At 64.1% G+C, this 21,572-nt stretch carries 15 protein-coding genes; 6 read left to right on the top strand and 9 right to left on the bottom strand.

The features are described from left to right. Positions 1-83: 83 nt before the first annotated feature. Together murJ and CK224_RS15180 are read right to left on the bottom strand one after the other, a co-directional pair. Positions 84-1,691, bottom strand: a complete 1,608-nt coding sequence (gene murJ / locus CK224_RS15175; protein WP_095782307.1) for a murein biosynthesis integral membrane protein MurJ — start codon at positions 1,689-1,691, stop codon at positions 84-86. A 46-nt stretch (positions 1,692-1,737) separates the two neighbouring features. Further along, positions 1,738-4,542, bottom strand: a complete 2,805-nt coding sequence (locus CK224_RS15180; protein ID WP_095782308.1) for a [protein-PII] uridylyltransferase — start codon at positions 4,540-4,542, stop codon at positions 1,738-1,740. 193 nt (positions 4,543-4,735) lie between these two features. Between CK224_RS15180 and CK224_RS15185 the strand changes: the two genes are divergently transcribed. From CK224_RS15185 to CK224_RS15195, 3 genes are all read left to right on the top strand, one after another. Further along, positions 4,736-7,246, top strand: coding sequence for a heavy metal translocating P-type ATPase (locus tag CK224_RS15185; protein ID WP_095782309.1), 2,511 nt, complete (start codon positions 4,736-4,738; stop codon positions 7,244-7,246). 44 nt (positions 7,247-7,290) lie between these two features. Then, a complete protein-coding gene (locus CK224_RS15190) occupies positions 7,291-7,677 on the top strand; it encodes a DUF305 domain-containing protein (protein ID WP_095782310.1) in 387 nt (128 codons plus the stop codon). 93 nt (positions 7,678-7,770) lie between these two features. After that, positions 7,771-8,616 (top strand): aldo/keto reductase, encoded by an 846-nt coding sequence (locus CK224_RS15195; protein ID WP_067003540.1) that lies wholly within the window; start codon positions 7,771-7,773, stop codon positions 8,614-8,616. Between the two features lie 27 nt (positions 8,617-8,643). Here CK224_RS15195 and mutS read toward each other — a convergent pair whose 3' ends face one another. Next, complete coding sequence (gene mutS / locus CK224_RS15200) at positions 8,644-11,379, bottom strand: DNA mismatch repair protein MutS (RefSeq protein ID WP_095782311.1); 2,736 nt, start codon at positions 11,377-11,379, stop codon at positions 8,644-8,646. Between the two features lie 241 nt (positions 11,380-11,620). On the opposite strand from mutS, the gene CK224_RS15205 reads away from it, so the two are divergent. Further along, positions 11,621-13,900, top strand: coding sequence for an NADP-dependent malic enzyme (locus CK224_RS15205; protein ID WP_095782312.1), 2,280 nt, complete (start codon positions 11,621-11,623; stop codon positions 13,898-13,900). A gap of 194 nt (positions 13,901-14,094) precedes the next feature. Here the strand turns inward: CK224_RS15205 and CK224_RS15210 are convergent, their stop codons facing one another. The 4 genes from CK224_RS15210 to CK224_RS15225 form a co-directional block, all read right to left on the bottom strand. After that, entirely contained in the window at positions 14,095-15,267 is a 1,173-nt protein-coding gene (locus tag CK224_RS15210; protein ID WP_095782313.1) for a porin, read from the bottom strand. A gap of 384 nt (positions 15,268-15,651) precedes the next feature. Beyond that, the gene (locus CK224_RS15215; protein WP_095782314.1) at positions 15,652-16,110 is read right to left on the bottom strand and encodes an antitoxin Xre/MbcA/ParS toxin-binding domain-containing protein; all 459 of its coding nucleotides are present in this window, start codon (positions 16,108-16,110) and stop codon (positions 15,652-15,654) included. Between the two features lie 20 nt (positions 16,111-16,130). Then, a complete protein-coding gene (locus CK224_RS32515; RefSeq protein ID WP_095782315.1) occupies positions 16,131-16,355 on the bottom strand; it encodes a hypothetical protein in 225 nt (74 codons plus the stop codon). Positions 16,356-16,606: 251 nt separating this feature from the next. Next, positions 16,607-17,599 carry an adenosine kinase gene (locus CK224_RS15225; RefSeq protein WP_095780199.1) on the bottom strand — a complete coding sequence of 331 codons (993 nt, stop codon included), beginning with the start codon at positions 17,597-17,599 and terminating at the stop codon, positions 16,607-16,609. A 264-nt stretch (positions 17,600-17,863) separates the two neighbouring features. On the opposite strand from CK224_RS15225, the gene CK224_RS15230 reads away from it, so the two are divergent. Further along, entirely contained in the window at positions 17,864-18,766 is a 903-nt protein-coding gene (locus tag CK224_RS15230; RefSeq protein WP_095782316.1) for an EamA family transporter, read from the top strand. A 152-nt stretch (positions 18,767-18,918) separates the two neighbouring features. Next, the gene (locus CK224_RS15235) at positions 18,919-19,638 is read left to right on the top strand and encodes a sulfate transporter family protein (RefSeq protein ID WP_095782317.1); all 720 of its coding nucleotides are present in this window, start codon (positions 18,919-18,921) and stop codon (positions 19,636-19,638) included. Between the two features lie 69 nt (positions 19,639-19,707). Here CK224_RS15235 and CK224_RS15240 read toward each other — a convergent pair whose 3' ends face one another. Together CK224_RS15240 and CK224_RS15245 are read right to left on the bottom strand one after the other, a co-directional pair. Continuing rightward, positions 19,708-20,520: an oxaloacetate decarboxylase gene (locus CK224_RS15240; RefSeq protein ID WP_095782318.1), complete on the bottom strand. Its 813-nt coding sequence runs from the start codon at positions 20,518-20,520 to the stop codon at positions 19,708-19,710. A 74-nt stretch (positions 20,521-20,594) separates the two neighbouring features. Continuing rightward, a complete protein-coding gene (locus CK224_RS15245; protein WP_095782319.1) occupies positions 20,595-21,452 on the bottom strand; it encodes a hypothetical protein in 858 nt (285 codons plus the stop codon). Positions 21,453-21,572: the final 120 nt, after the last annotated feature.

A 21,572-nucleotide genomic window follows, 5' to 3' on the forward strand; every position in this document is an offset into this window, starting at 1 on the left:
CGCGGCGAAAGTCTTGCGACGGCGGGCTTATGGACGAAGGCGAATGCGGGATCAAGACCGCTGTTGCTGAAAGCCAGCTCGAGTTATTCGTCCAAGCCGGTGTTCGATTTCCGCGGCGCAGATTTCGCCGTGCCGCGCTTCACGTTCCGACGGATCATGCCGAAATCGGCGCCGCCGGTGCCGAAGGCGGTGATGAAGTAGAGCGCCGCACCCCCGCCGACGAGCGCGAACAGGGTCGTCGCCTTCACCACCAGCGGCGAGCCGGGCCCGAGCCGCGCGGCGAAATAGTGCTCGGCGAAGTAAAGTGCCGTTGCCATGATCGCGGCCGACAGCACCAGCCGGGGAATGCGCTTCAAGAGCGGTATGTCGCGACCCCAGTGGCCGCGCTTTATCAACATGCCGAGCAGCAAAGCCGCGTTGACCCAGCCGGCGACGGCCGAGGCGACGGCGATGCCCGGCGCGCCCATCGAAGGAAACAAGCTCAGCGCGGTGGCGACGTTCACGCCGACGGAGATGGCGGCGAAGATCATCGGCGTGCGCGTGTCCTCGCGCGCGAAATAGCCGGGCGTGAAGGCCTTGATCAGCACGAAGGCCGGCAGGCCGAGGCCGAAGATCGCCAGGATCGAGGCGACGATCGGCGTCGAATGGTTGGCGGCGAAGGCGCCGCGCTCATAGACCAGCCGCACGATCGGCTCCGACATCACCCAAAGCGCCGCGGCCGCCGGCAAGGTCATGAACAGCGTGAACTCGACCGAGCGGTTCTGCAAATTGGCCGCCTCGATCAGATTGCCCGATTTCAGCGCCCGCGACAGCTCCGGCAGCAGCACGATCGCCACCGCCACGCCGACGACGCCGAGCGGCAGCTGGTAGATGCGATCGGCATAGGCGAGCGATGACACGGCGCTGTTCTGCCCGGAGGCAATCGCCGTGCCGATCAGCTGGTTGATTTGGGTGATGCCGCCGGTAATAGCGGCCGGCAGCGCCAGGATCAGGAGCCGCTTGACGTTCGGCGTCATCTTGGGCCGGCGGAAGCCGATCGAGATGCCGGCATGGCGCACCGCTACCCAGACGATGGCGAGCTGCACGATGCCCGCCGCCAGCACGCCCCAGGACAGGCCGAAGCCGACATCATGCGCGTCGAGCCCATGATACCAGGCATAGGCGAGCACGCTGATCAGGATGATGTTAAGGAAAGCGGGGGCGATGGCCGCGGCGAAATAGCGGCGCAGCGAGTTCAGCATGCCGGCCATCATCGCGCCGAGCGACATGCAGATCAGATAGGGAAACATGATCGTCGCCAGCCGGACGGTCGTCTCGAACTTGCCCGGAATGTCGGCAAAGCCGGGCGCCACTAGGTAGCGGACGATCAGCGGCATTGCCAGTTCCATGGCGATGGTGAGCGCCAGAAGCGCCGAGAACAGCACGCCGAACACCTCCTCCGAGAAACGCTTGGCGCCGTCGGTGCCGTGCGTTTCGATCTCCTTGGCGAACAGCGGCACGAAGGCGGCGTTGAAGGCGCCTTCGGCGAACAGCCGGCGGAAGGTGTTGGGAAACTGGAAGGCGGCGTTGAAGGCGTCGGCGACCGGTCCGGTGCCGAGGGCCGCCGCCATCAGCATCTCGCGGCCGAAACCCAGCGCGCGGCTCATCAGCGTGCCGGAGGCGACGGTGGCGAATTTCTTGACAAGGCTCATGCGGAGGATGACTGCCTGCGGAATTGCGTCAAATGGATGGTGATGATCACTCGGCGGCCGCCGCCTTGGCCTTGCCGTTGCGTTCGGGCGCGTTGCCTTCGAGTGTGTCGATCAGCCGCTTGTGGATCGTGGCCGTGCGCGTCGGGCTGTCGATCTTCTGGCCGGTAAGGTCGGTGACATAGAAGGTGTCGATGACCTTTTCGCCGAAAGTGGTGATGTGGGCCGAGGCGATATCGAGCGATAGGTCCGACAGCGCGCCGGTGACCTCTGAGAGCAGGCCGGGCCGGTCCAGCCCCTCGATTTCGATCACGGAAAAACGGTTCGACAGCGTGTTCCGGATCTCGGCGCGCGGCGGAATGCGGAAAGCCTTGGCGCCGCGCTTCGGCTTGGCGCGCTTCTCGATCATCTCGGGCAGCCAGCTCTTGCCGGACAGCACGTCCTCGATCAGCTTGCCGACGCGTTCGGCCCGCCGCCGCTCGTCCTCGTCGCGGTCGAATTCTCTGGAGATCAAAATGGTGTCCAGCGCCCGCCCGTCAGAGGTGGTGAAGATCTGCGCATCGACGATGTTGCCGCCGGCCGCGGCACAGGCGCCGGCGATCACCGACAGCAGGCGCGGATGGTCCGGCGCCAGCACGGTGATCTCGGTAACCGCTTCGAACTCATGCGTCTTCACCATGGTGGCGAGCTTCCTGCCGGCCACATCCGCCTCGCGCACGAATTCGGCGTGGCGCAGCTGGTCGGGCAGGTCGACGGTCAGCAGATAGTTTTCGTAGTGCTGGGCGACATAGCGCTTGCGCTCCTTCGCCGGCCATGCGGAAAGCGCCTCGGCGAGCCGCTCGCGCGCGGCGGAGGTGCGCTCGGCGCGCGACACTTCGGAGAAGCCCCCGGTCAAGAGCAACTCGGTCTCGAAATAGAGCGTGCGCAGCAATTGTCCCTTCCAGCCGTTCCACACCCCGGGTCCGACGCCCCGAATGTCGCAGACGGTCAAGATCAGAAGCAGCTTCAGCCGCTCCACCGATTGCACGATCGAGGCAAAATCCTCGATCGTCTTGCGGTCGTTGAGGTCGCGCGTCTGCGCCGTCATCGACATCACGAGATGGTTTTCGACCAGCCAGGCGACGGTCTCGGTGTCGGCGGCCGACAGCCCCATATGCGGACAGATGCGTCGCGCGATCCTGGCGCCGGCCTCCGAATGGTCCTCCGGCCGGCCCTTGGCGATGTCGTGCAGGAGCACCGCGACATAGAGCGCCTCGCGGCTCTTCTTCAGCCCCGGCATCAGCGAGTGCGACAGCGGATGCACCTTGGCGCCGTCGCCGCGCTCGATCTCGGCCAGCACGCCAATGCAGCGGATGAGATGCTCGTCCACCGTATAATGGTGGTACATCGAGAACTGCATCATGGCGACGATCTTGCCGAAGTCGGGGATCAGCTTGCCGAGCAGCCCCGCCTCGTTCATGCGCCTGAGGTTGAGCTCGGCATTGCGGTCCGAGGTCAGGATATCGAGGAACAACCGGTTGGCCTCCTCGTCGCGCCTGAGCGACTTGTTGGCCAGGCCGAGCGACCGGGTCAGCAGCTTCAGCGCGTCGGGGTGGAACTCCAGCCCGTGCTTGTCGGCGAACCAGAACAGCCGAAGCAGGTTGACCGGATCGCGTTCGAACACGCTGTCGTCGGCAATGTTGATGCGGTGGTTGTCGACAATGAAGTCGGACGTGCCGGCAAGCTTGCGCTTGCGCCGCGAGAAGGTGAGAAAGATGCGGTTGAAGCCGGGCACATGCTTGGCCTGCTCTTCCTCGAGCGCGGCGCAGAAGATGCGGGTGAGATCCCCGACATCCTTGGCGACCAGGAAGTAGTGCTTCATGAAGCGCTCGACAGCCGACAGCCCGGGATGCGTCGTATAGCCCAGCCGCTCGGCGATCTCGCGCTGGATGTCGAAATGCAGCCGCTCTTCCGCCTTGCCGGTGAGGAAATGCATATGGCAGCGCACCGCCCACAGGAAGTCCTCGGCCTTCTGGAATTCGCGATACTCGGCTTCGGTGAAGACGCCTTTCTCGACCAGTTCCTGGCCGGTACGCACGCGATAGAAGTATTTGCCGATCCAGAACAGCGTCTGCAGATCGCGCAGACCGCCCTTGCCGTCCTTGACATTGGGCTCGACGAGATAGCGGCTCTCGCCCGCCTTGGCGTGGCGCTCGTCGCGTTCGGCGAGCTTGGCCTGCACATATTCGGGTCCGGTGGTGCGCACCACTTCGTGGTCGAAGCGGGTAAGCAGTTCGTCATAGAGCTTGCGTTCGCCCCACAGGAAGCGCGCTTCCAGGATCGAGGTGCGGATGGTGATGTCGGTGCGCGAGAGCCTCAGACACTCTTCGATGTTGCGGGTGGCGTGGCCGACCTTCAGCCCCATGTCCCACAGCATGTAGAGCATGTATTCGACGATCTGCTCGCCCCACGGCGTCTGCTTGTAAGGGAGCAGGAACAACAGGTCGATGTCGGAGCCCGGCGCCAGCGTGCCGCGGCCGTAGCCGCCGACCGCGACCACCGCCATGCGCTCGGCGGCGGATCGGTTCTTGACCTGGTAGACGTGGGTGGCCGCGAAGTCGTAAAGCGCCCGGATCAGCTCGTCCATCAGATGCGACAGCCGCTCGGCGCAGGCATGGCCGCCGCCATCCTGCTTCAGCATCGCCTCGGCGATCGTTCGCCCTTCCGCGAGCTTGCCCTTGAGCAGTTGGAGAACCGCTGTGCGGGCAGCCTTGCCGGAGCCGTCGCCTGCGCTCGGCGCCGTCAGCGCAGTCATGTCGCGGCGCAAAGCGTCGCCATCGATGATTTCGTCGAGTTTGAGGGAGATCTTGGCCATTCGGCGGCGTCTATAGCGCGTTTTCTTCGCGCTGTGTATGGGGCGTGCGACAGGCCGAATTCCATCACGCGGAAGGTGCGTTCGACGCTCAGCCGATCAACTTTATAGACTAAAAATCGAAACTGACCCTTGACCTTCCAGTTACTGGAAGGACTACCTCCGCCTCAATCCGAGAGTTCCGAGGCATTTGCTGATGACCCATTCCGACCATAACCATCATCATGCGCACGGCGCATCCTGCTGTTCGGGGAAGAATGCTCGGCCTGCGGCCGAAGCGGTGATTCGCGACCCCGTCTGCGGCATGGCGGTCGATACGGCGGCCGGCAAGCCGGCGGCCGAGCATGGCGGCAGGACCTTTCATTTCTGCAGCGAGCGCTGCCGCACGAAGTTCCAGGCAGAGCCGGACAAATATCTGACGGCCACCGATCCCGTCTGCGGCATGAATGTCGACCGCGCGAGCGCCAGGCATTTTGCCCGATACGAAGGGCAGGGCTTCTATTTCTGTTCGGCCGGATGCAAGGCCAAGTTCGAAACCGAGCCGGCAAACTATCTTGCCGGCCGGCCTGAACCGCAGCCGATGCCTAAGGGCACGCAATACACCTGTCCGATGCATCCCGAGATCATTCGCGACAGGCCCGGCTCCTGCCCGATCTGCGGCATGGCGCTGGAGCCGATGGGCGTGCCGTCCGGCGACGAAGGCCCGAATCCGGAGCTGGTCGATTTCACCCGCCGCTTCTGGGTCAGCGCCGTGCTTTCGCTGCCGCTTCTCATCATCGCAATGGCGCCGATGCTGGGCGTCAGCTTCGAAAGCCTCGTCGACGGCCGCACGAAGACATGGGCAGAACTGGCGCTGGCGAGTCCGGTGGTGCTGTGGGCGGCGTTTCCGTTCTTCCATCGTGGCTGGGAATCGCTGCTCAACCGCAGTCCCAATATGTGGACGCTGATTTCGCTCGGCGTCGGCGCTGCCTATCTCTTCAGCCTTGTCGCGACGCTGTTCCCGGATGTCTTCCCGCACCAGTTTCGCGGCCATGACGGCAGCGTGCCGGTTTATTTCGAGGCGGCCGCGGTCATCGTCGCGCTGGTGTTCCTCGGCCAGGTGCTGGAACTCAGAGCCCGCGAGCGCACGGGCTCGGCCATTCGCGCCTTGCTCGACCTCGCGCCGAAGACGGCGCGCCTGATCGGCGCTGACGGGACCGAAAAGGACGTGCCGCTCGACAGCGTCAAGACCGGGGACAGGCTCCGTATCCGCCCCGGTGACGCCGTTCCGGTCGACGGCATCGTGCTCGAGGGGCGCTCGGCCATCGAGGAATCGATGATCACCGGCGAGCCGCTGCCGGTCGAGAAGTCGGAGGGCGATTCGCTCACCGGCGGCACGCTCAACAAGAACGGCTCCCTCATCATGCATGCCGAAAAGGTCGGCGCCGAGACCACGCTTTCGCGCATCGTCGAAATGGTCGCCAAGGCGCAGCGCTCGCGCGCGCCGATCCAGGGGCTGGCAGATCGCGTTTCCTTTTACTTCGTGCCGGCTGTCGTGCTGGTGGCGATCATCGCCTTCATTGTATGGTCGCTCTTCGGCCCCGAGCCCAGCCTGGCCTTCGCCATCGTGTCGGCGGTGTCGGTGCTGATCATCGCCTGTCCCTGCGCGCTCGGCTTGGCCACGCCGATGTCGATCATGACTGCGACCGGCCGCGGCGCGCATGCCGGCGTGCTGATCAAGGAAGCGGCGGCGTTGGAGCGCTTCGCCTCCGTCGACACACTGATCGTCGACAAGACCGGCACCTTGACCGAGGGCCGGCCGCGGCTGACCGATGTCGTCGCCACCGAAGGCATTGCGGAGAATGAATTGCTGGCGCTCGCCGCGACGCTCGAAAAGGGCTCGGAACACCCGCTCGCCGAGGCGATCGTCGAAGGTGCCGCCGAACGCGGCGCCAAGCTTGCAGGTGCCGAGGACTTCGAGGCGATAACCGGCAAGGGCGTTGCCGGTACCGTGTCCGGCAGGAAGGTTGCGCTCGGCAATGCGGCGATGATGGCCGACCTCGGCGTCGACACCGCGCCCGTTTCCGCCAGCGCGGAGGCGCTGCAGGCCGAAGGCAAGACGGCGATGTTCGTTGCCGTCGGCGGCAAGCTTGCCGGCCTGGTTGCCGTCGCCGATCCGGTCAAGGCAACCACGGCCGAGGCGATCAAGGCGCTGCACGACAAGGGCTTGAGGATCATCATGGCGACCGGCGACAACGAGCGCACGGCAAAAGCGATCGCGGGCAGGCTCGGCATCGACGAGGTCCGCGCCGGGCTGCTGCCGGATCAGAAGGCGGCACTTGTCGACGAACTGCGCGCCAGGGGCGCCGGCATCGCCATGGCCGGCGACGGCGTCAACGATGCGCCGGCGCTTGCCGGAGCCGATGTCGGCATCGCCATGGGCACCGGCGCGGACGTCGCGGTCGAAAGTGCCGGCATCACGCTGGTCAAGGGCGATCTCAACGGCATCGTCAGAGCCCGCACACTGGCCCAGGCGACGATCCGCAACATTCGCCAGAACCTGTTCTTCGCCTTCCTCTACAACGTGCTCGGCGTGCCGGTCGCCGCCGGAGTGCTCTACCCGCTCACCGGTATGCTTCTGTCGCCGATGATCGCGGCGGCGGCGATGAGCCTGTCGTCGGTCTCGGTGATCGGCAACGCGCTGCGGCTGAGAACGTTGAAACTCTGAGCGACGCCCCCAAATACGACATTCCATTCAACAGGAGATATTGGATGACCTTGGCCAAGAAGATTGTGCTGCTGCTGATGGCGGCAATGCTGATCGCGGTGTTCCTCGAAAGCGTGCCCGCGCAATCGGACGAAATGAAGCACGACATGTCCGGGATGGCCATGGGCGCGGACAGCCCCGCAACCGCTGGCTACAAGGCGGCCATGGACAAGATGCACAAGGACATGATGCTCAACTACACCGGCAATGCCGAGGTCGATTTCGTCCGCGGCATGATCCCGCATCACCAGGGAGCCATCGACATGGCCAAGGTGGTGATCGCCAACGGCAAGGACCCGGAAATCCGCAAGCTCGCCGAGAACGTCGTCAAGGCGCAGGAAGCCGAGATCAAAAAAATGCAGGATTGGCTTGCCAAGCATCCGGTGAACTAGTTTCCCGCGCCGGAAATCCGGACGAAGGCGAGGACTTCGGCCTGGATTTTCGGCCATGCTTGTGCTGCGATCCAGCCTCACGCGGAGCAGGCCATGTCTTCTAAAATCAGAACCACTTTCCTGCCGTCAGGCGAAGCCGTTCCGGTGCTGGGTCAAGGCACGTGGAAGATGGGTGAGGACGGCCGGCGCCGCGCCGATGAGGTCGCGGCGCTGAGGCTTGGGCTGGATCTCGGCATCACGCTTATCGATACGGCGGAAATGTATGCCGGCGGCGGCGCCGAGGAGGTGGTGGCGGAAGCCATCGCCGGGCGCCGCGACGAGACTTTTCTGGTTTCCAAGGTGCTGCCGTCCAACGCCTCGCGCGCCGGCGTCAAGCGGGCCTGCGAGAACAGTCTGAAACGGCTCGCCACCGACCGCATCGACCTCTATCTGCTGCACTGGCCGGGCAGCGTGCCGCTGTCGGAAACGATCGAAGCCTTCGAGGCCTTGAAGGCGGCCGGCAAGATCCGCCATTGGGGCGTCAGCAATTTTGATACCGACGAGATGGAGGAATTGGTCGGCCTACCCTCCGGCGCCAACGTCCAGACCAACCAAGTCCTCTACAATCTCTCTCGGCGCGGTCCGGAATTCGACCTCGCGCCCTGGAGTCTTGAGCGCGGCATCCCGCTGATGGCCTATTCGCCGGTCGAGCAGGGCGCGCTCGCGCGCAACGCCAGGCTCGATGCCGTTGCTGCCCGCCACAACGCCACGGCGGCACAGGTCGCGCTTGCCTGGGTAATGGCGCAAAAAGGCGTCATCGCCATCCCGAAGGCCAGCCGGCAGGAACACGTCCGCCAGAATGCTGCGGCGCTCGACCTAGTCCTGACGGCGGAAGACCTTGCCGACCTTGACCGCGCCTTTCCGCCGCCGACGCGCAAGCGCGGGTTGGAGATGATCTAGGCGCGCTCGCAATGACGCTGGAAAGCCTTATTTCGCCGCCAGCCCCTTAAGCCTGTAGAGCGCCTCCAGCGCCTCGCGCGGCGTCATTTCGTCGGGGTTGATCGCCCCCAGTGCTTCGCCCAGGACATCGTTCTTCGCCGGCTTCGGCGCTTCGAGCTTCACCGCCACCGAAAACAGCGGCAGATCGTCGACCAGCCGGTTGGTCTTGCCGGAAACCTCGCCTTCCTCGAGCTGGTGCAGCACTTGCTTGGCGCGCGCCACCACCGCTTCCGGCAGTCCGGCGAGCCGAGCCACCTGCACGCCGTACGAACGGTCGGCGGCACCCTTGCCGACCTCGTGCAGGAAGACGACATCGCCTTCCCATTCCTTGACCCGCATGGTGACGTTGGAGAGCCGCGAAAGCTTGCCGGCCAGCGCCGTCATCTCGTGGAAATGCGTGGCGAAGATCGCACGGCAACGGTTCCTCTCATGCAGATATTCGACCGCCGCCCAGGCGATCGACAGACCGTCGAAGGTCGCGGTGCCGCGGCCGATCTCGTCAAGGATGACCAGTGCCCGCTCCCCGGCCTGGTTTAGGATCGCCGCGGTCTCGACCATCTCGACCATGAAGGTCGAGCGGCCGCGCGCGAGATCGTCCGAGGCGCCGACGCGCGAGAACAGCCGGTCGACGACACCGATATGGGCGCTTTCGGCCGGCACGAAGGAGCCGGTCTGGGCAAGGATGGCGATCAGCGCGTTCTGCCTCAGGAAGGTCGACTTGCCGCCCATGTTCGGGCCGGTGAGCAGCCAGATGGCGCCGGCCTTTGCCCCGTTTTCAGGCGAGAGGTCGCAGTCATTGGCGACGAACGGACCTTCGCCTGATCGCCTGAGCGCCTGTTCGACCACCGGGTGGCGGCCGCCGGCAATCTCGAAGGCGAGGCTGGAATCCACGACCGGCCGGCACCAGCCCTCGCTTTCGGACAGCAGCGCCAAGGCCGACGATACGTCGAGGACTGCAAGTGCCTCGGCCCCGGCGCGGATCCTGTCGGCCTCGCTCACCACTTCCGCCGTCAGCCGGTCGAAGGTGGCAAGCTCGATGCTCAGCGCCTTATCGGCGGCATTGGCGATCTTCGATTCCAGCTCCGCCAGTTCCGTCGTTGTGAAGCGCATGGCGTTGGCCATGGTCTGGCGATGGATGAAGCGCGCCTTCGCAGCGTCGCTGCCGGTCATGATCGAATGATGGTTGGCCGTCACCTCGATATAGTAGCCGAGCACATTGTTGTGCCGGATCTTCAGCGAGCGGATGCCGGTCTCCTCGATCAACGAGCGCTCCAGCCCGGCGATCACCTTTCGCGACTCATCGCGCAGCGCCCGCATCTCGTCGAGCTCGGGATTGTAGCCTGATCGCACGAAGCCGCCGTCGCGCCTGATGAGCGGCAATTCGTCGTCGAGCGCCTCGCTGAGATGGCGGGCGAGCGCCTTGGGCAAGCCATGGATCGCCGCGAGCGCCGCGGCGAGTTCGGCGGGGAGCGGCGTCGTCGCAAACAGTGCGGCGATCGCGCCCGCGGCCTCGAAGCCGGCGCTGAGCGCGCCAAGGTCGCGCGGGCCGCCGCGGTTGAGCGCCAGCCTGGAGAGCGCCCTCGGCATGTCGGCGACACTTTTCAGGCTCGTTCGCAATCCCTGGCAAAGCCGCGCTTCGGCGCGAAAGAACGACACCGAATCCAGCCTAGCGGAAATCAATGCCGGGTCGGTCAGCGGCGCCATCAGCCGGTCGGCGAGCAGTCTCGCCCCGCCCCCGGTCACGGTTCGGTCGATCGCCTTGAACAGCGAGCCTTCGCGGCTGCCGGATAGCGTGCGCAGGAGTTCCAGATTGGCGCGCGTCGCCGGGTCGATGAAAAGCGTCGAGCCGTTCTCCTCGCGCTCGGGCCGCGACAGCGGCGGCCGTTCGGCCTTCTGCGTCTTCTCGACATAGGCGATGGCGCCCGAGATCGCCGACAGCTCGGCACGCGAAAAACTGCCGAAACTGTCCGGGGTCGCCACCTCGAAGAAGCGGGCGATGCGGCCCGTGGCCGACGCCGAATCGAACAGCGATGGCGGCTGCGGGTTGGCGACCCGGCCGAGCACGTCGAAGACCGGCCGCAGCTCCGCGTCATGGAACACCGGCTCGGCGACGATCAGCTCGCGCGGATCGACGCGGAAAATGTCGGCAAGCAGCCGTTCGGCCGAGGTTTCAGCCACCCGAAACGCGCCCGTCGAGATGTCGATCCAGGCAAGCGCGAAACTGCCTTGGCTGGCTGCATTGCCGCCCTTCACTCGCCCCAGCGCCATCAGGAAGCTCGACTCCGAGGGTGCAAGCAGCTTGTCCTCGGTGATGGTGCCCGGCGTGACCAGCCGCACCACGTCGCGGCGCACCACCGATTTCGAGCCACGCTTCTTGGCTTCCGCCGGGTCCTCGATCTGCTCGCACACGGCAACGCGGAAGCCCTGCGCGATCAGCTTCTGCAGATAATCGTCCGCCGCATGCACCGGCACGCCGCACATCGGGATGTCGTGGCCCTGGTGCTTGCCGCGCCGCGTGAGCACGATGCCGAGCGCCTGGCTCGCCTTTTCGGCGTCGTCGAAGAACAGCTCGTAGAAATCGCCCATGCGGTAGAACAGAAGCGAATCCGGGTTCGCCGCCTTGATCTCGATATACTGCTCCATCATCGGCGTGACGCCGCCCATGGTGGGCGCCGGCGTCGTCGTTTCCTGGGCGTCGGTATCGGTCGGCATGTGCATGTTCATGCCCGAACGCTAGCAGATGTGGCAGGGCGGTTTAATGCCGGAGGCTCGAAAAGCAGGGGAAAGCGCGAGCCATGCTGCCAACTCGCCGTCAATCGGTCCGCCGCATTGCCGGCCTTCTGCGTTGAAGCAGCTTCGCCCGGCTTGTCGGTTTACAGTCGCCGCGTGTAGCCTTAATCGGTGGGAACTATAAGCAAGCAGCCGTCCCAAGCGGTGCCGCACAGGCGAGGAAATCAAAAGCATCATGGCCAGGAAAACCGAAAGCAGCGGGCCCTCCGTCAGCGCGCAGGAGGCACTCGAATTCCACGCCATGGGTCGGCCGGGCAAGCTGGAGATCGTCGCCACCAAGCCGATGGCCACGCAACGCGATCTGAGCCTGGCCTATTCTCCGGGCGTCGCCGTTCCTGTGCGCGCAATCGCGGAGGTTCCAAGCCGCGCCTTCGACTACACGACGCGCGGCAACATGGTCGCCGTCATCTCCAACGGCACCGCAATCCTCGGTCTTGGCAATCTCGGCGCCCTGGCTTCGAAGCCGGTCATGGAAGGCAAGTCGGTGCTGTTCAAGCGCTTCGCCGATGTCGATTCGATCGACCTCGAGGTGGCGACCGAGGACGCCGACGAATTCATCAACTGCGTGCGCTTCCTCGGACCTTCCTTCGGCGGCATCAATCTCGAGGACATCAAGGCGCCGGAATGCTTCATCATCGAGCAGCGGCTCCGCGAGCTGATGGACATCCCCGTCTTCCACGACGACCAGCACGGCACCGCCATCATCTCGGCCGCCGGGCTGATCAACGCGCTGGAGATCACCGGCCGAGACATGAAGACCACGAAAATGGTCTGCAACGGCGCGGGCGCAGCGGGCATCGCCTGTATCGAATTGATGAAGGCGATGGGCTTTTCGCCGGAGAATATCATCCTTTGTGACACCAAGGGCGTGGTCTTCCAGGGCCGCACCGAAGGCATGAACCAGTGGAAGTCGGCGCATGCGGTCAAGACCGAGGCGCGCTCGCTCGCCGAGGCGCTGGACGGCTGCGACGTCTTTCTCGGGCTCTCCGCCAAGGGCGCGCTGACCCCCGCCATGGTGCAGTCGATGGCCAAGAACCCGATCATCTTCGCCATGGCCAATCCGGATCCGGAGATCACGCCCGAGGAAGTCGGCGAGATCCGCACCGACGCCATCATGGCGACCGGCCGCTCTGATTACCCGAACCAGGTCAACAATGTGCTGGGCTTTCCCTACATCTTCCGCGGCGCGCTGGATGTCAGGGCCACCACCATCAATGACGAGATGAAGATCGCCGCCGCACGCGCCCTGGCCGAGCTGGCGCGCCAGGACGTGCCCGACGACGTCGCCGCCGCCTATCAGGGCAACCGGCCGAAATTCGGCCCCAACTACATCATCCCGGTGCCGTTCGATCCGCGCCTGATCTCGGCGATCCCGCTTGCCGTGGCCAAGGCTGCGATGGAGTCCGGCGTCGCCCGCAAGCCGATCCTCGATCTCGACCGCTATGCGCATGAGCTCTCCGCCCGCCGCGATCCGATCGCCTCGACCTTGCAGCGCATCTATGACCGCGTCCGCCGCCAGCCAAAGCGCATCGTCTTCGCCGAAGGGGAGGAGGAGCAGGTGATGCGCGCCGCCGTCTCCTATGTGAACCAGAGGCTGGGCACGGCGATCCTGCTCGGCCGCGACGACGTCATCAAGGAGAATGCCCGCAACGCCGGCATCGAACTCAACAAGCAAGGCCTCGAGATCATCAATGCCAGGCTGTCGCGCCGCAATGGGATCTACACCGACTATCTCTACGAACGTATGCAGCGCAAAGGCTACCTGTTCCGCGACTGTCAGCGCCTGATCAATAACGACCGCAACCATTTCGCCGCCTGCATGGTGGCGCTGGGCGACGCCGACGGCATCGTTACCGGCGTGACCCGCAACTATTCCACCGCGCTCGACGACGTGCGCCGCGTCATCGACGCCAAGCCAGGCCACCGCGTGATCGGCGTCTCGATCGTGCTGGCAAGGGGCCGCACCGTGCTGGTTGCCGACACCGCGGTGCACGACATGCCGAATGCCGAGCAGATCGCCGATATCGCCGAGGAGGCGGCCGGGTTTGCCCGCCGCATGGGCTACGAGCCGAGGATTGCGATGCTCGCCTACTCCACTTTCGGTCATCCGCAGGGCGAGCGCTCCGAGCGCGTGCAGGAAGCGGTGCGCATCCTCGATAAGCGCCGCGTCGACTTCGAATATGACGGCGAGATGGCCGCCGACGTGGCGCTGAACCCGCGCGCCATGGCGCAGTACCCGTTCATCAGGCTGACCGGTTCGGCCAATGTGCTGGTGATGCCCGCCTTCCACTCGGCCTCGATCTCGACCAAGATGCTGCAGGAACTCGGCGGCTCGACCGTCATCGGCCCGCTGCTGGTCGGTTTGAACAAGCCGGTGCAGATCGTCTCGCTCAACGCCAAGGACTCAGACATCGTCAACATGGCCGCGATCGCCGCCTATACGGCGGGGAACTAATGCATGTCGCCCAGCAGTATGCTCGGTTCTGGGACAACGACATGCATCAAATCAAAGGACTTAAAGCGCGTCGTCTGAATCCGTTTCAGCGCGACACGCTTTAAGGCGCGATTTGCGCGGGACCTTCGCCGACCCGAAGGCAAAAAGGCCCGCGGCGGACGCCGCGGGCCTTTTCAGTAGGTTGGGAGGTCCGATCAGAACGAGCGCTGGAAGCGGAGGATACCGCCGAGGCTGCTCTTTTTGTTGGCCTTGGTCCAATTGTTAAAGTCGGCGTCGCCGAATTTGCCAGCGTTGAGGTAATCGACTTCGGCCGTGACCGTGAAGCCGGGCACGACGGTATAGGCAACGTTGGCGGCGACACCCAGGTTCTTCCATTCGTCATACGAGATCTGGGCGTTGAACGCGGTCTTGTCGTTGAACTTGTAGGTGCCACCGCCCCAGATTGCCCAGTTGCCGCCCCACTGCTTGTAGAAGCCGCGACCGCTGGCATCGATGGCGTTGCCGGCATTGTCATTGAGGTTGTCGTCGGTGCCGTAGCCGCCCATGACGAACAACGTCAGTTCCTTGCTGACATTGACGTCCAAGCGAACCTTGCCGGCGACTTCCTCGTAATTGCTGTCATAGGCGACGACGCCGGTGACCGCACCCCAGTCGCCCTTGTACTTCACGCCGCCGACGACATGCGGAACATAGCTGTCGATGGTGCCGACCCTGCCAGCGCCTTCTTCGAGCGAGACCAACCCAGTGAAGCCGTTGCCTGCATCGAAATAGTACTGAACGACGTTGCTCTCCTGGCCGCCATACGGGACCAGCGTATCCTGGATGACGGCGCCGGCATAACCGATGAACGTATCGAAAGCCGTATCGTCCTTACCGACGCGGAGACCACCGAGTTGGATCCAGGCGAAGCGCAGCGAGAGCGCTTTGTTACGGCCCTGCCAATCGTCCGCATTTGAAGCGTTCTGATTGAGAAAGTCGCCGTTGCTGTTGCCGTAATTGAAGCGGGTCTCGGTGTAGGTCTTGAGGGTACCGAGTTCGGTTTCCTGACCGGTCCAGGTCTTCAGCGTGAAGCGGGTGTTCTTATAGAAACTCGAATGCGTGCTGCCGGCGTCCTGATGGTCTGGCACATGGTTGACACCGTCGAGGGAACCGACATCGCCGACGCCGACGTCGTAGCGGACGTAGCCTCCGATGCGCAGGCAGGTCTCGGTGCCGGGGATATAGAAGTAACCCGCGCCGTAGACGTCGCAGATCTTGACGTATTCGGCCGGTTCCGGCTCGGCGACGGTGACCGCGTCGGCGGCGCGGGCGCCCGAAACTGCGACCAAGGCCGCAGCGGAGCCGAGTAGAAGGCTCTTGATGTTCATTTTCTTGAATCTCCAGTCAAAGGTTCAAGACAGGTTTGCGTATGACCCCACAGGCTCCGCTGCCCCTGTCCCCATCGTTGAAAAAGTCGCGCACCGGCGCCGCTTCTTCGCCCTCGACATGGCCTAACTGGCTGTCGTTAACAACAGAGATTGTGTCTGAAAAACGCCTTTTGGACTCTTATGGAAGTCTTGTTGCGCAAATATCACGTCACATATTTGAAAGAATGGCACATATTGCACAATATATACGTTAGAGACGATATTTTTGACTTTAAAATGTCCCATATGTGCCATTTATTACGGTTTTATGACAAATGTATAACCGCCTAATGACTCTTGAAGCGGCGCACAAAAACGTGGACCAGCATCCGTGAAAATGGGGGATCAGGACAGGTTGCGCGCGACGCGAACCACATCCTCGATCATGTCCTCGCGCAGCATTTCGATGGGGGTGCGGCCATCGAGCTCGGGGGAAGGCCGGGTCAGCCAGAACCAAGCCAGCCTCGGATTGGTGATGGCTGCCAACACCTCGCCTATACCCGGGGCCGGCCTGCCGTCGACGAACTGGGCGAGCGGGAAGACGTGTTTGCGCCCGCCCTTGCGCAGCGCGACAACCTCGCCCCGCCTTTGCCAGCGATGCAGCGTCGAGCGCGGGATGTGGAATCTTTCCTCCAGGTAGGTCGACCCCGCAACTTCGCCGGCCCAGTCTTCGATGAGCATCGACTGGAGATCGGAGGCTCGCTCGGCCAAGGGCGGGGAGGCGGGCCTAGCAGGCCGGATCGTCGGGCATTCGTCCATGGTGTCGGCGTCTGCCGGGTCGGCGCGCGCGATTCTTTCCGCCATCGCACGGAAAAACGCTGAGGTCAGCCCGGTCCAGCTGCCTTGAAGGAGGTGATTGCAAGCCGCTGCGCCTGTGGCAGGAAGGGAAGGGCGGCGGCAACGCTGCCGGCAATCGCGCTGGCGGAGGCCAGGGCTTCCGCATCCAGCAAAACGCCGTGCTGCATCAAAGCTTGTCGCACAACCTCGGCCACAAGGCCGGCCAAGGCGTCTTGCGAAATTCCTTCAGGCGGATTCTGAAATCTGGTCATGCATCTGTCTTGCGCGCCGCGCTCCTCTCAAGCTGGGGCCGGTCGTTGAACGGCTACAGCGGAAAGCGGCAATCGCAATGGTGACGGACGCAGCGACCGTGAAGGTTGCTGTCTTGCATTTTTGACACCCCAACTGCTGCGGGCGTCCCGAAATGTCAGTCGCGGAGCGCCCAATGTGCCTCTAGGAGCGATCTATGACAGCGGCGCGACAGCCGGGTCATTTGGCACCCGACCGGGATGACGCAGCGGAACTAAAGCAGGCCCGCCTGTTCCGCTTCGCGGCGCAGATTCTGGCGCGGCCGCGGACCGATCTGCTGGATCACCAGCCCGGCCGCAAGCGAGCCGAGGTCGCCGCAATCCTGGAGGCTGCGTCCGGTCGTGTATCCATAGAGGAAACCGGCGGCATAGAGGTCGCCCGCGCCGGTCGTGTCGACCAGTTCCTTGATCGTGGTCGCGCGGATAGTGACGGTCTCGTCGCCCCGCACGATCACCGAGCCCTTTTCCGAGCGGGTGACGGCGGCGATCTTGCAATCCTTGCGTATCGCCGCCAGCGCGTCCTCGAAGGAAGCGGTCTGGTAGAGCGACTTGATCTCGTGGCTGTTGGCGAAGACGATGTCGACCGTGCCGGAGCGCATCAGATCGAGGAACTCGTCGCGGTAGCGGTCGACACAGAAGGAATCCGACAGCGTCATCGACACTTCGCGCCCCGCCGCATGCGCCAGCCTCGCGGTCTGCCGGATCGCTTCCTTGGCGCGCGGCGGATCCCACAGATAACCCTCGAAATAGGTGACCTTGGCGCCGGCCGCCTTGTCGGCCTCGACGTCCTCCGGCCCCAGCTCGACGCAGGCGCCGAGATAGGTGTTCATCGAGCGCTCGCCGTCCGGCGTGACGAAGATCATCGAGCGAGCCGTCGGCGGCTCGCCTTGCAGTGGCTTGGTGTCGAAGGCCACGCCCTGGGCGCGGATATCATGGCTGTAGATGTCGCCGAGCGCATCGTTCGACACCTTGCCGAAAAAGGCGGCGCGGCCGCCGAAGCTCGCCACGCCCGCCGCCGTGTTGCCGGCGCTACCGCCTGAAGCTTCGATCGCCGGTCCCATGCGGCTGTAGAGCAGCTCGGCGCGCCTGGTGTCGATGAGGTTCATCGCGCCCTTGATGATGCCGTTGGTTTCCAGAAAGGCTTCGTCGCATTGCGCGATGATGTCGACAATGGCATTGCCGATGCAAAGCACGTCATATTCCGGCATCAATGTCTCCGTCAACGATTGTCCGGCTTTCTGCCACACCGGCCGCGCGCGGGTCTAGCGGCTCGCAGCCGCTTTGCCTATCCCGAAAATCGGCACCGGTTTCCGCTTCGCCGACTTCCGATCTGGTTGCTGCGGCAGCCGTCGCGCCGAACTGGACCATATCGTTAGAGGCGACGGCGGCTATGGTTGGAGCGTCATCGAAACATCTAAGCCGTGGTGTGAGCTAGAGCGGACCGTCGAAACAGGCTGAAGGCGCGAAATCCCATGTCCGAAAAGACCGAGATGACGACCGAGCTGGCGCTGCTTGGCCTGCTGGCGGCGCTGTGGGGTGCCTCCTATACCTTCATCAAGATCGGCGTCGAGACGATCCCGCCGGTAACCTTCATCGCCGGGCGCACGCTGATCGCCGGCGGCATTCTGCTTGGCCTCATCCGCTGGCGCGGCCTTGTCATGCCGCCGGGCGTGGTCATGTGGCGCCGCTTCATGCTCCAGGCCTGCCTCAACAGCGTCATCCCGTTCACGCTGATCGCCGCCGCCGAACGTTCCATCGACGCCGGCCTTGCCACGATCCTCAACGCGACGTCGCCGATCTTCACCTTCCTGCTGACGGCGCTGATCACCCGCCACGAGCCGGTGACATTGCGCAAGCTGGTCGGCGTCGGCGCCGGCATCGCCGGCATTTGCCTCATCGTCGGCACTGAGGCGCTGGGGGGCATCGGCCATCAGCTCTGGGCGCACATTGCGGTCGTCGCCGCCACCGTCTGCTATGCCGGCGCCGCCATTTTCGGCCGCAATTTCAGAGGGCTCGACCCGATGGTGCCGGCCGCCGGCTCGATGATCTGCGGCGCCGTGATCCTGATTCCCTTGAGCCTCGTCTTCGACCGGCCCTGGACGTTGGCGCCGTCGACGGCGTCGATTCTGGCGCTCTTCGGGCTTTCGGTCTTCTCCACCGCGCTCGCCTTTTCGATCTTCTTCCGGCTCATCCACACGCTGGGCTCAGTCGGCACCACCTCGCAGGCCTATCTGCGCGTGCCGATCGGCGTCGGCATCGGCGCCGTCTTTCTGGGCGAAAGCCTCGGGCCGAGCGCCTGGTTCGGCATGGGCTTCGTCGTCGTTGGCGTCGCGGCGATGACCATTCCGGCCAGACAGGCCAAGCTTGCGCAATAATGCATGTCGCCCAAAAGTGCATGGCGGTTTTGGGAGAACGACATGCATCGAGACAAAACCTAAGGCGCGTCGACGCGACGCGCTTAGTTGCGCCGCTTAGCAAGCCCGCCTATCTCGGGATCGTCGCTCCTCTGTAAGGGCTTGGACCTGCCGTGATCCTCGACGCCGCCCGCGCTGCCGCCAGCCGGCTGTTCTCACCTGAATTCCGCTCCGTCTTCCTGAAGACGCTGGGCCTGACGCTGCTCGCCTTGGTGGCGCTGTGGTTCGGCATCGAGAGCCTGCTCGAATGGCTGGCATGGCCGTGGCTGCAGACATTTGTACCCGGCCTGCCGTCCTGGGCAGGATGGCTGAGCGGCATCATCGCCGGCATCCTCTTGGCAATGGGCATGGCGCTGCTCGTGGCACCCGTGACGGCAATCGTCGCCGGGTTGTTCCTCGACGATATCGCCGAGGTGGTCGAGCGCATCGACTATCCCGGCGATCCGCCCGGCCGCGCCGTGCCGGTGCTGCAGTCGCTGGCGCTGGCGATAAAATTCTTTGGCGTCGTGATCCTCGGCAACATCGTCGCCCTGCTGCTGCTCCTCGTGCCGGGCATCAACCTCGCCGCCTTCTTCATCGTCAATGGATATCTGCTGGGTCGCGAATTCTTCGAGTTCGCCGCCATGCGCTTCCGCCCCGAGGCCGAAGCCAAGGCGCTGCGCCGGAAGTATGCGGGCACGGTATTCCTGGCCGGACTGCTGATCGCGGTCTTCCTTGCCGTGCCGCTGCTCAACCTTTTGACCCCGCTCTTTGCCGCCGCCATGATGGTGCATCTGCACAAGGCGGTTTCGGCGCGGGACCCGGTCCAGCGCAATTTCCGGAAAAGCGCGTAGCGGTTTTTCGTCCGGAAATGCGCAACAAGGGGATGAGCGGTTCGGTGTTTCCGTGAAACGCTGAACGCTCTAATCCTGCTCGGTACCGCCCCCGCGGAACAGCGCCTGCAGCTTGCCGAACGGCATCGCCGAACGGGTGAAGCCGAAGGTGCCGTCCTGCTGGATTTCCCGCGCAGCGGTTTCCAGCATGCCAAAGGCGAAATTCGTCAGCCATGGCCCGAGCGAGACGCGTTTTACGCCGGCCGCAGCAAGGTCGGCCACGGTGAAGCCGGGTCGCGCCATGACATTGACCGGCTTGCTGACCGCGGAGCAGACCGTCCGCACCGCGTCGATGTCGCTCAGGCCCGGCGCATAAAGCACGTCGGCGCCGGCTTTCTCGAAAGCCTGCAGACGCTTGATCGTGTCGTCGAGATCGGTCTTGCCCCAAAGGAAATTCTCGGCCCGCGCGGTGAAGACGAAATCGTGCTTCAAGGCGCGCGCCGCCTCGGCGGCCGCGGCGACGCGTTCGACTGCATGCGAGAACTCGTAGATTGGATTCTCTGGGTCGCCGGTATGGTCCTCGATCGAACAGCCGGCAAGGCCGGCGGCTTCCGCCGCGAAGATGGTTTCTGCGGCCTGCTCGGCGCTGTCGCCCTTGCCGCGCTCGAGATCGGCCGAAACCGGCAGGTCGGTTGCCGCCGTCACTTCGCGGCAATGGTGGATCATGGCCTCGAACGTCACGGCGCCGTCGGACAGGCCGCGCGAGAAGGCGAAGCCGGCGCTGGTCGTGGCCAGCGCCTTGAAGCCGAAGGAAGCCAAAAGCTTGGTCGTGCCGACATCCCAGGGATTGGGCATGACGAAGGTCGAGGCGTGCAGATCGCGAAAAATCTTGCCCTTGTCCATGGCGGGTCCTCAATCATGGGTCGTGCGGGGAATTTATCGCGGTCGCCCCGCTCGGGCAAACGAATGCGCTCGGCTCAGAAGCGTTTCTCGTTCTCTGCTGACAACCTTTTGAGGGCGTCTGAACTCGCCACGTAGCGCGACGCTTTCTTATCCCAATGATAGATGGCTGAAATGTCTTTCGAGGACGCCTCGGGCGCCGCATCGTCGCAGCTTTCGCCGCTTGGTATCGTGGCATCGGTCACCGTCACCTTGACGGCTGCATGCGGCCGGCCACCGGCAATGGCCTTAAAAGCGATGTCCTGCTTGCGGCTGTAGGTGCATAGCCTTTCATCGAACGTGTAGATCATGTCGATCAGTTCGAACTTGTCGTTGCGCACCATGATCAACGGCGTGATCACATAGCCCTGGCTCGAATTGAAATGCGTGCTCATGGTAATGAGGATATCGTCACCGGCGCCGACCGACAGTTTGTTCGGTTCGCGAAAATAGGTGCTGCGATCGACGGCGACATTGACCGCGTCGAGCAGCGCCGGCTTGCCGCCGGTCAGATCGTAGAGCGCCAGCACCGCATAGCCCTCGGCGCTGTCGGGAGAGTCGCCGAGATCGAACAGCATGGTCAGCCGGTCCTTGCCGCCGGCCTTGATGGCAAGCACCGCAGCATTGGGCAGGCTTGACGTTTCAGGCGGCGGGCCACCGCTGTCCGGACCGGCGACGTGGCGCATTTCGATCGGCAAGCCGCCGTGGTAGAAGCCGTCGGCGTTCAACGCCAGATCGGGGATGACCATCCTGGCGAGGTCGAGATAGGTGACGTCCTTGTGGCCCGGGATGGCGCTGGCAAAGTCCGGAAAGCTGACATTCTCCGCGCTCGCCGGGCCCCAAAGCCATGACAGAAGCACAAGAGCGAGGGCGAGGCGAAGCAGGGTGGATTTCATGGGGTGGGAGCCGCCGGCTGTTTGACGGCTGCACGCTAGCACGGAAGATTTCGCCGTAAGCCTGAAACAATTCCAGGAAGAATGTGAAACAGTTTTCCGTCCGGAATTGCGTAAAAACAA

It is taken from the genome of Mesorhizobium sp. WSM3862 (assembly GCF_002294985.1).
In the GTDB taxonomy this organism is placed as follows: domain Bacteria; phylum Pseudomonadota; class Alphaproteobacteria; order Rhizobiales; family Rhizobiaceae; genus Mesorhizobium.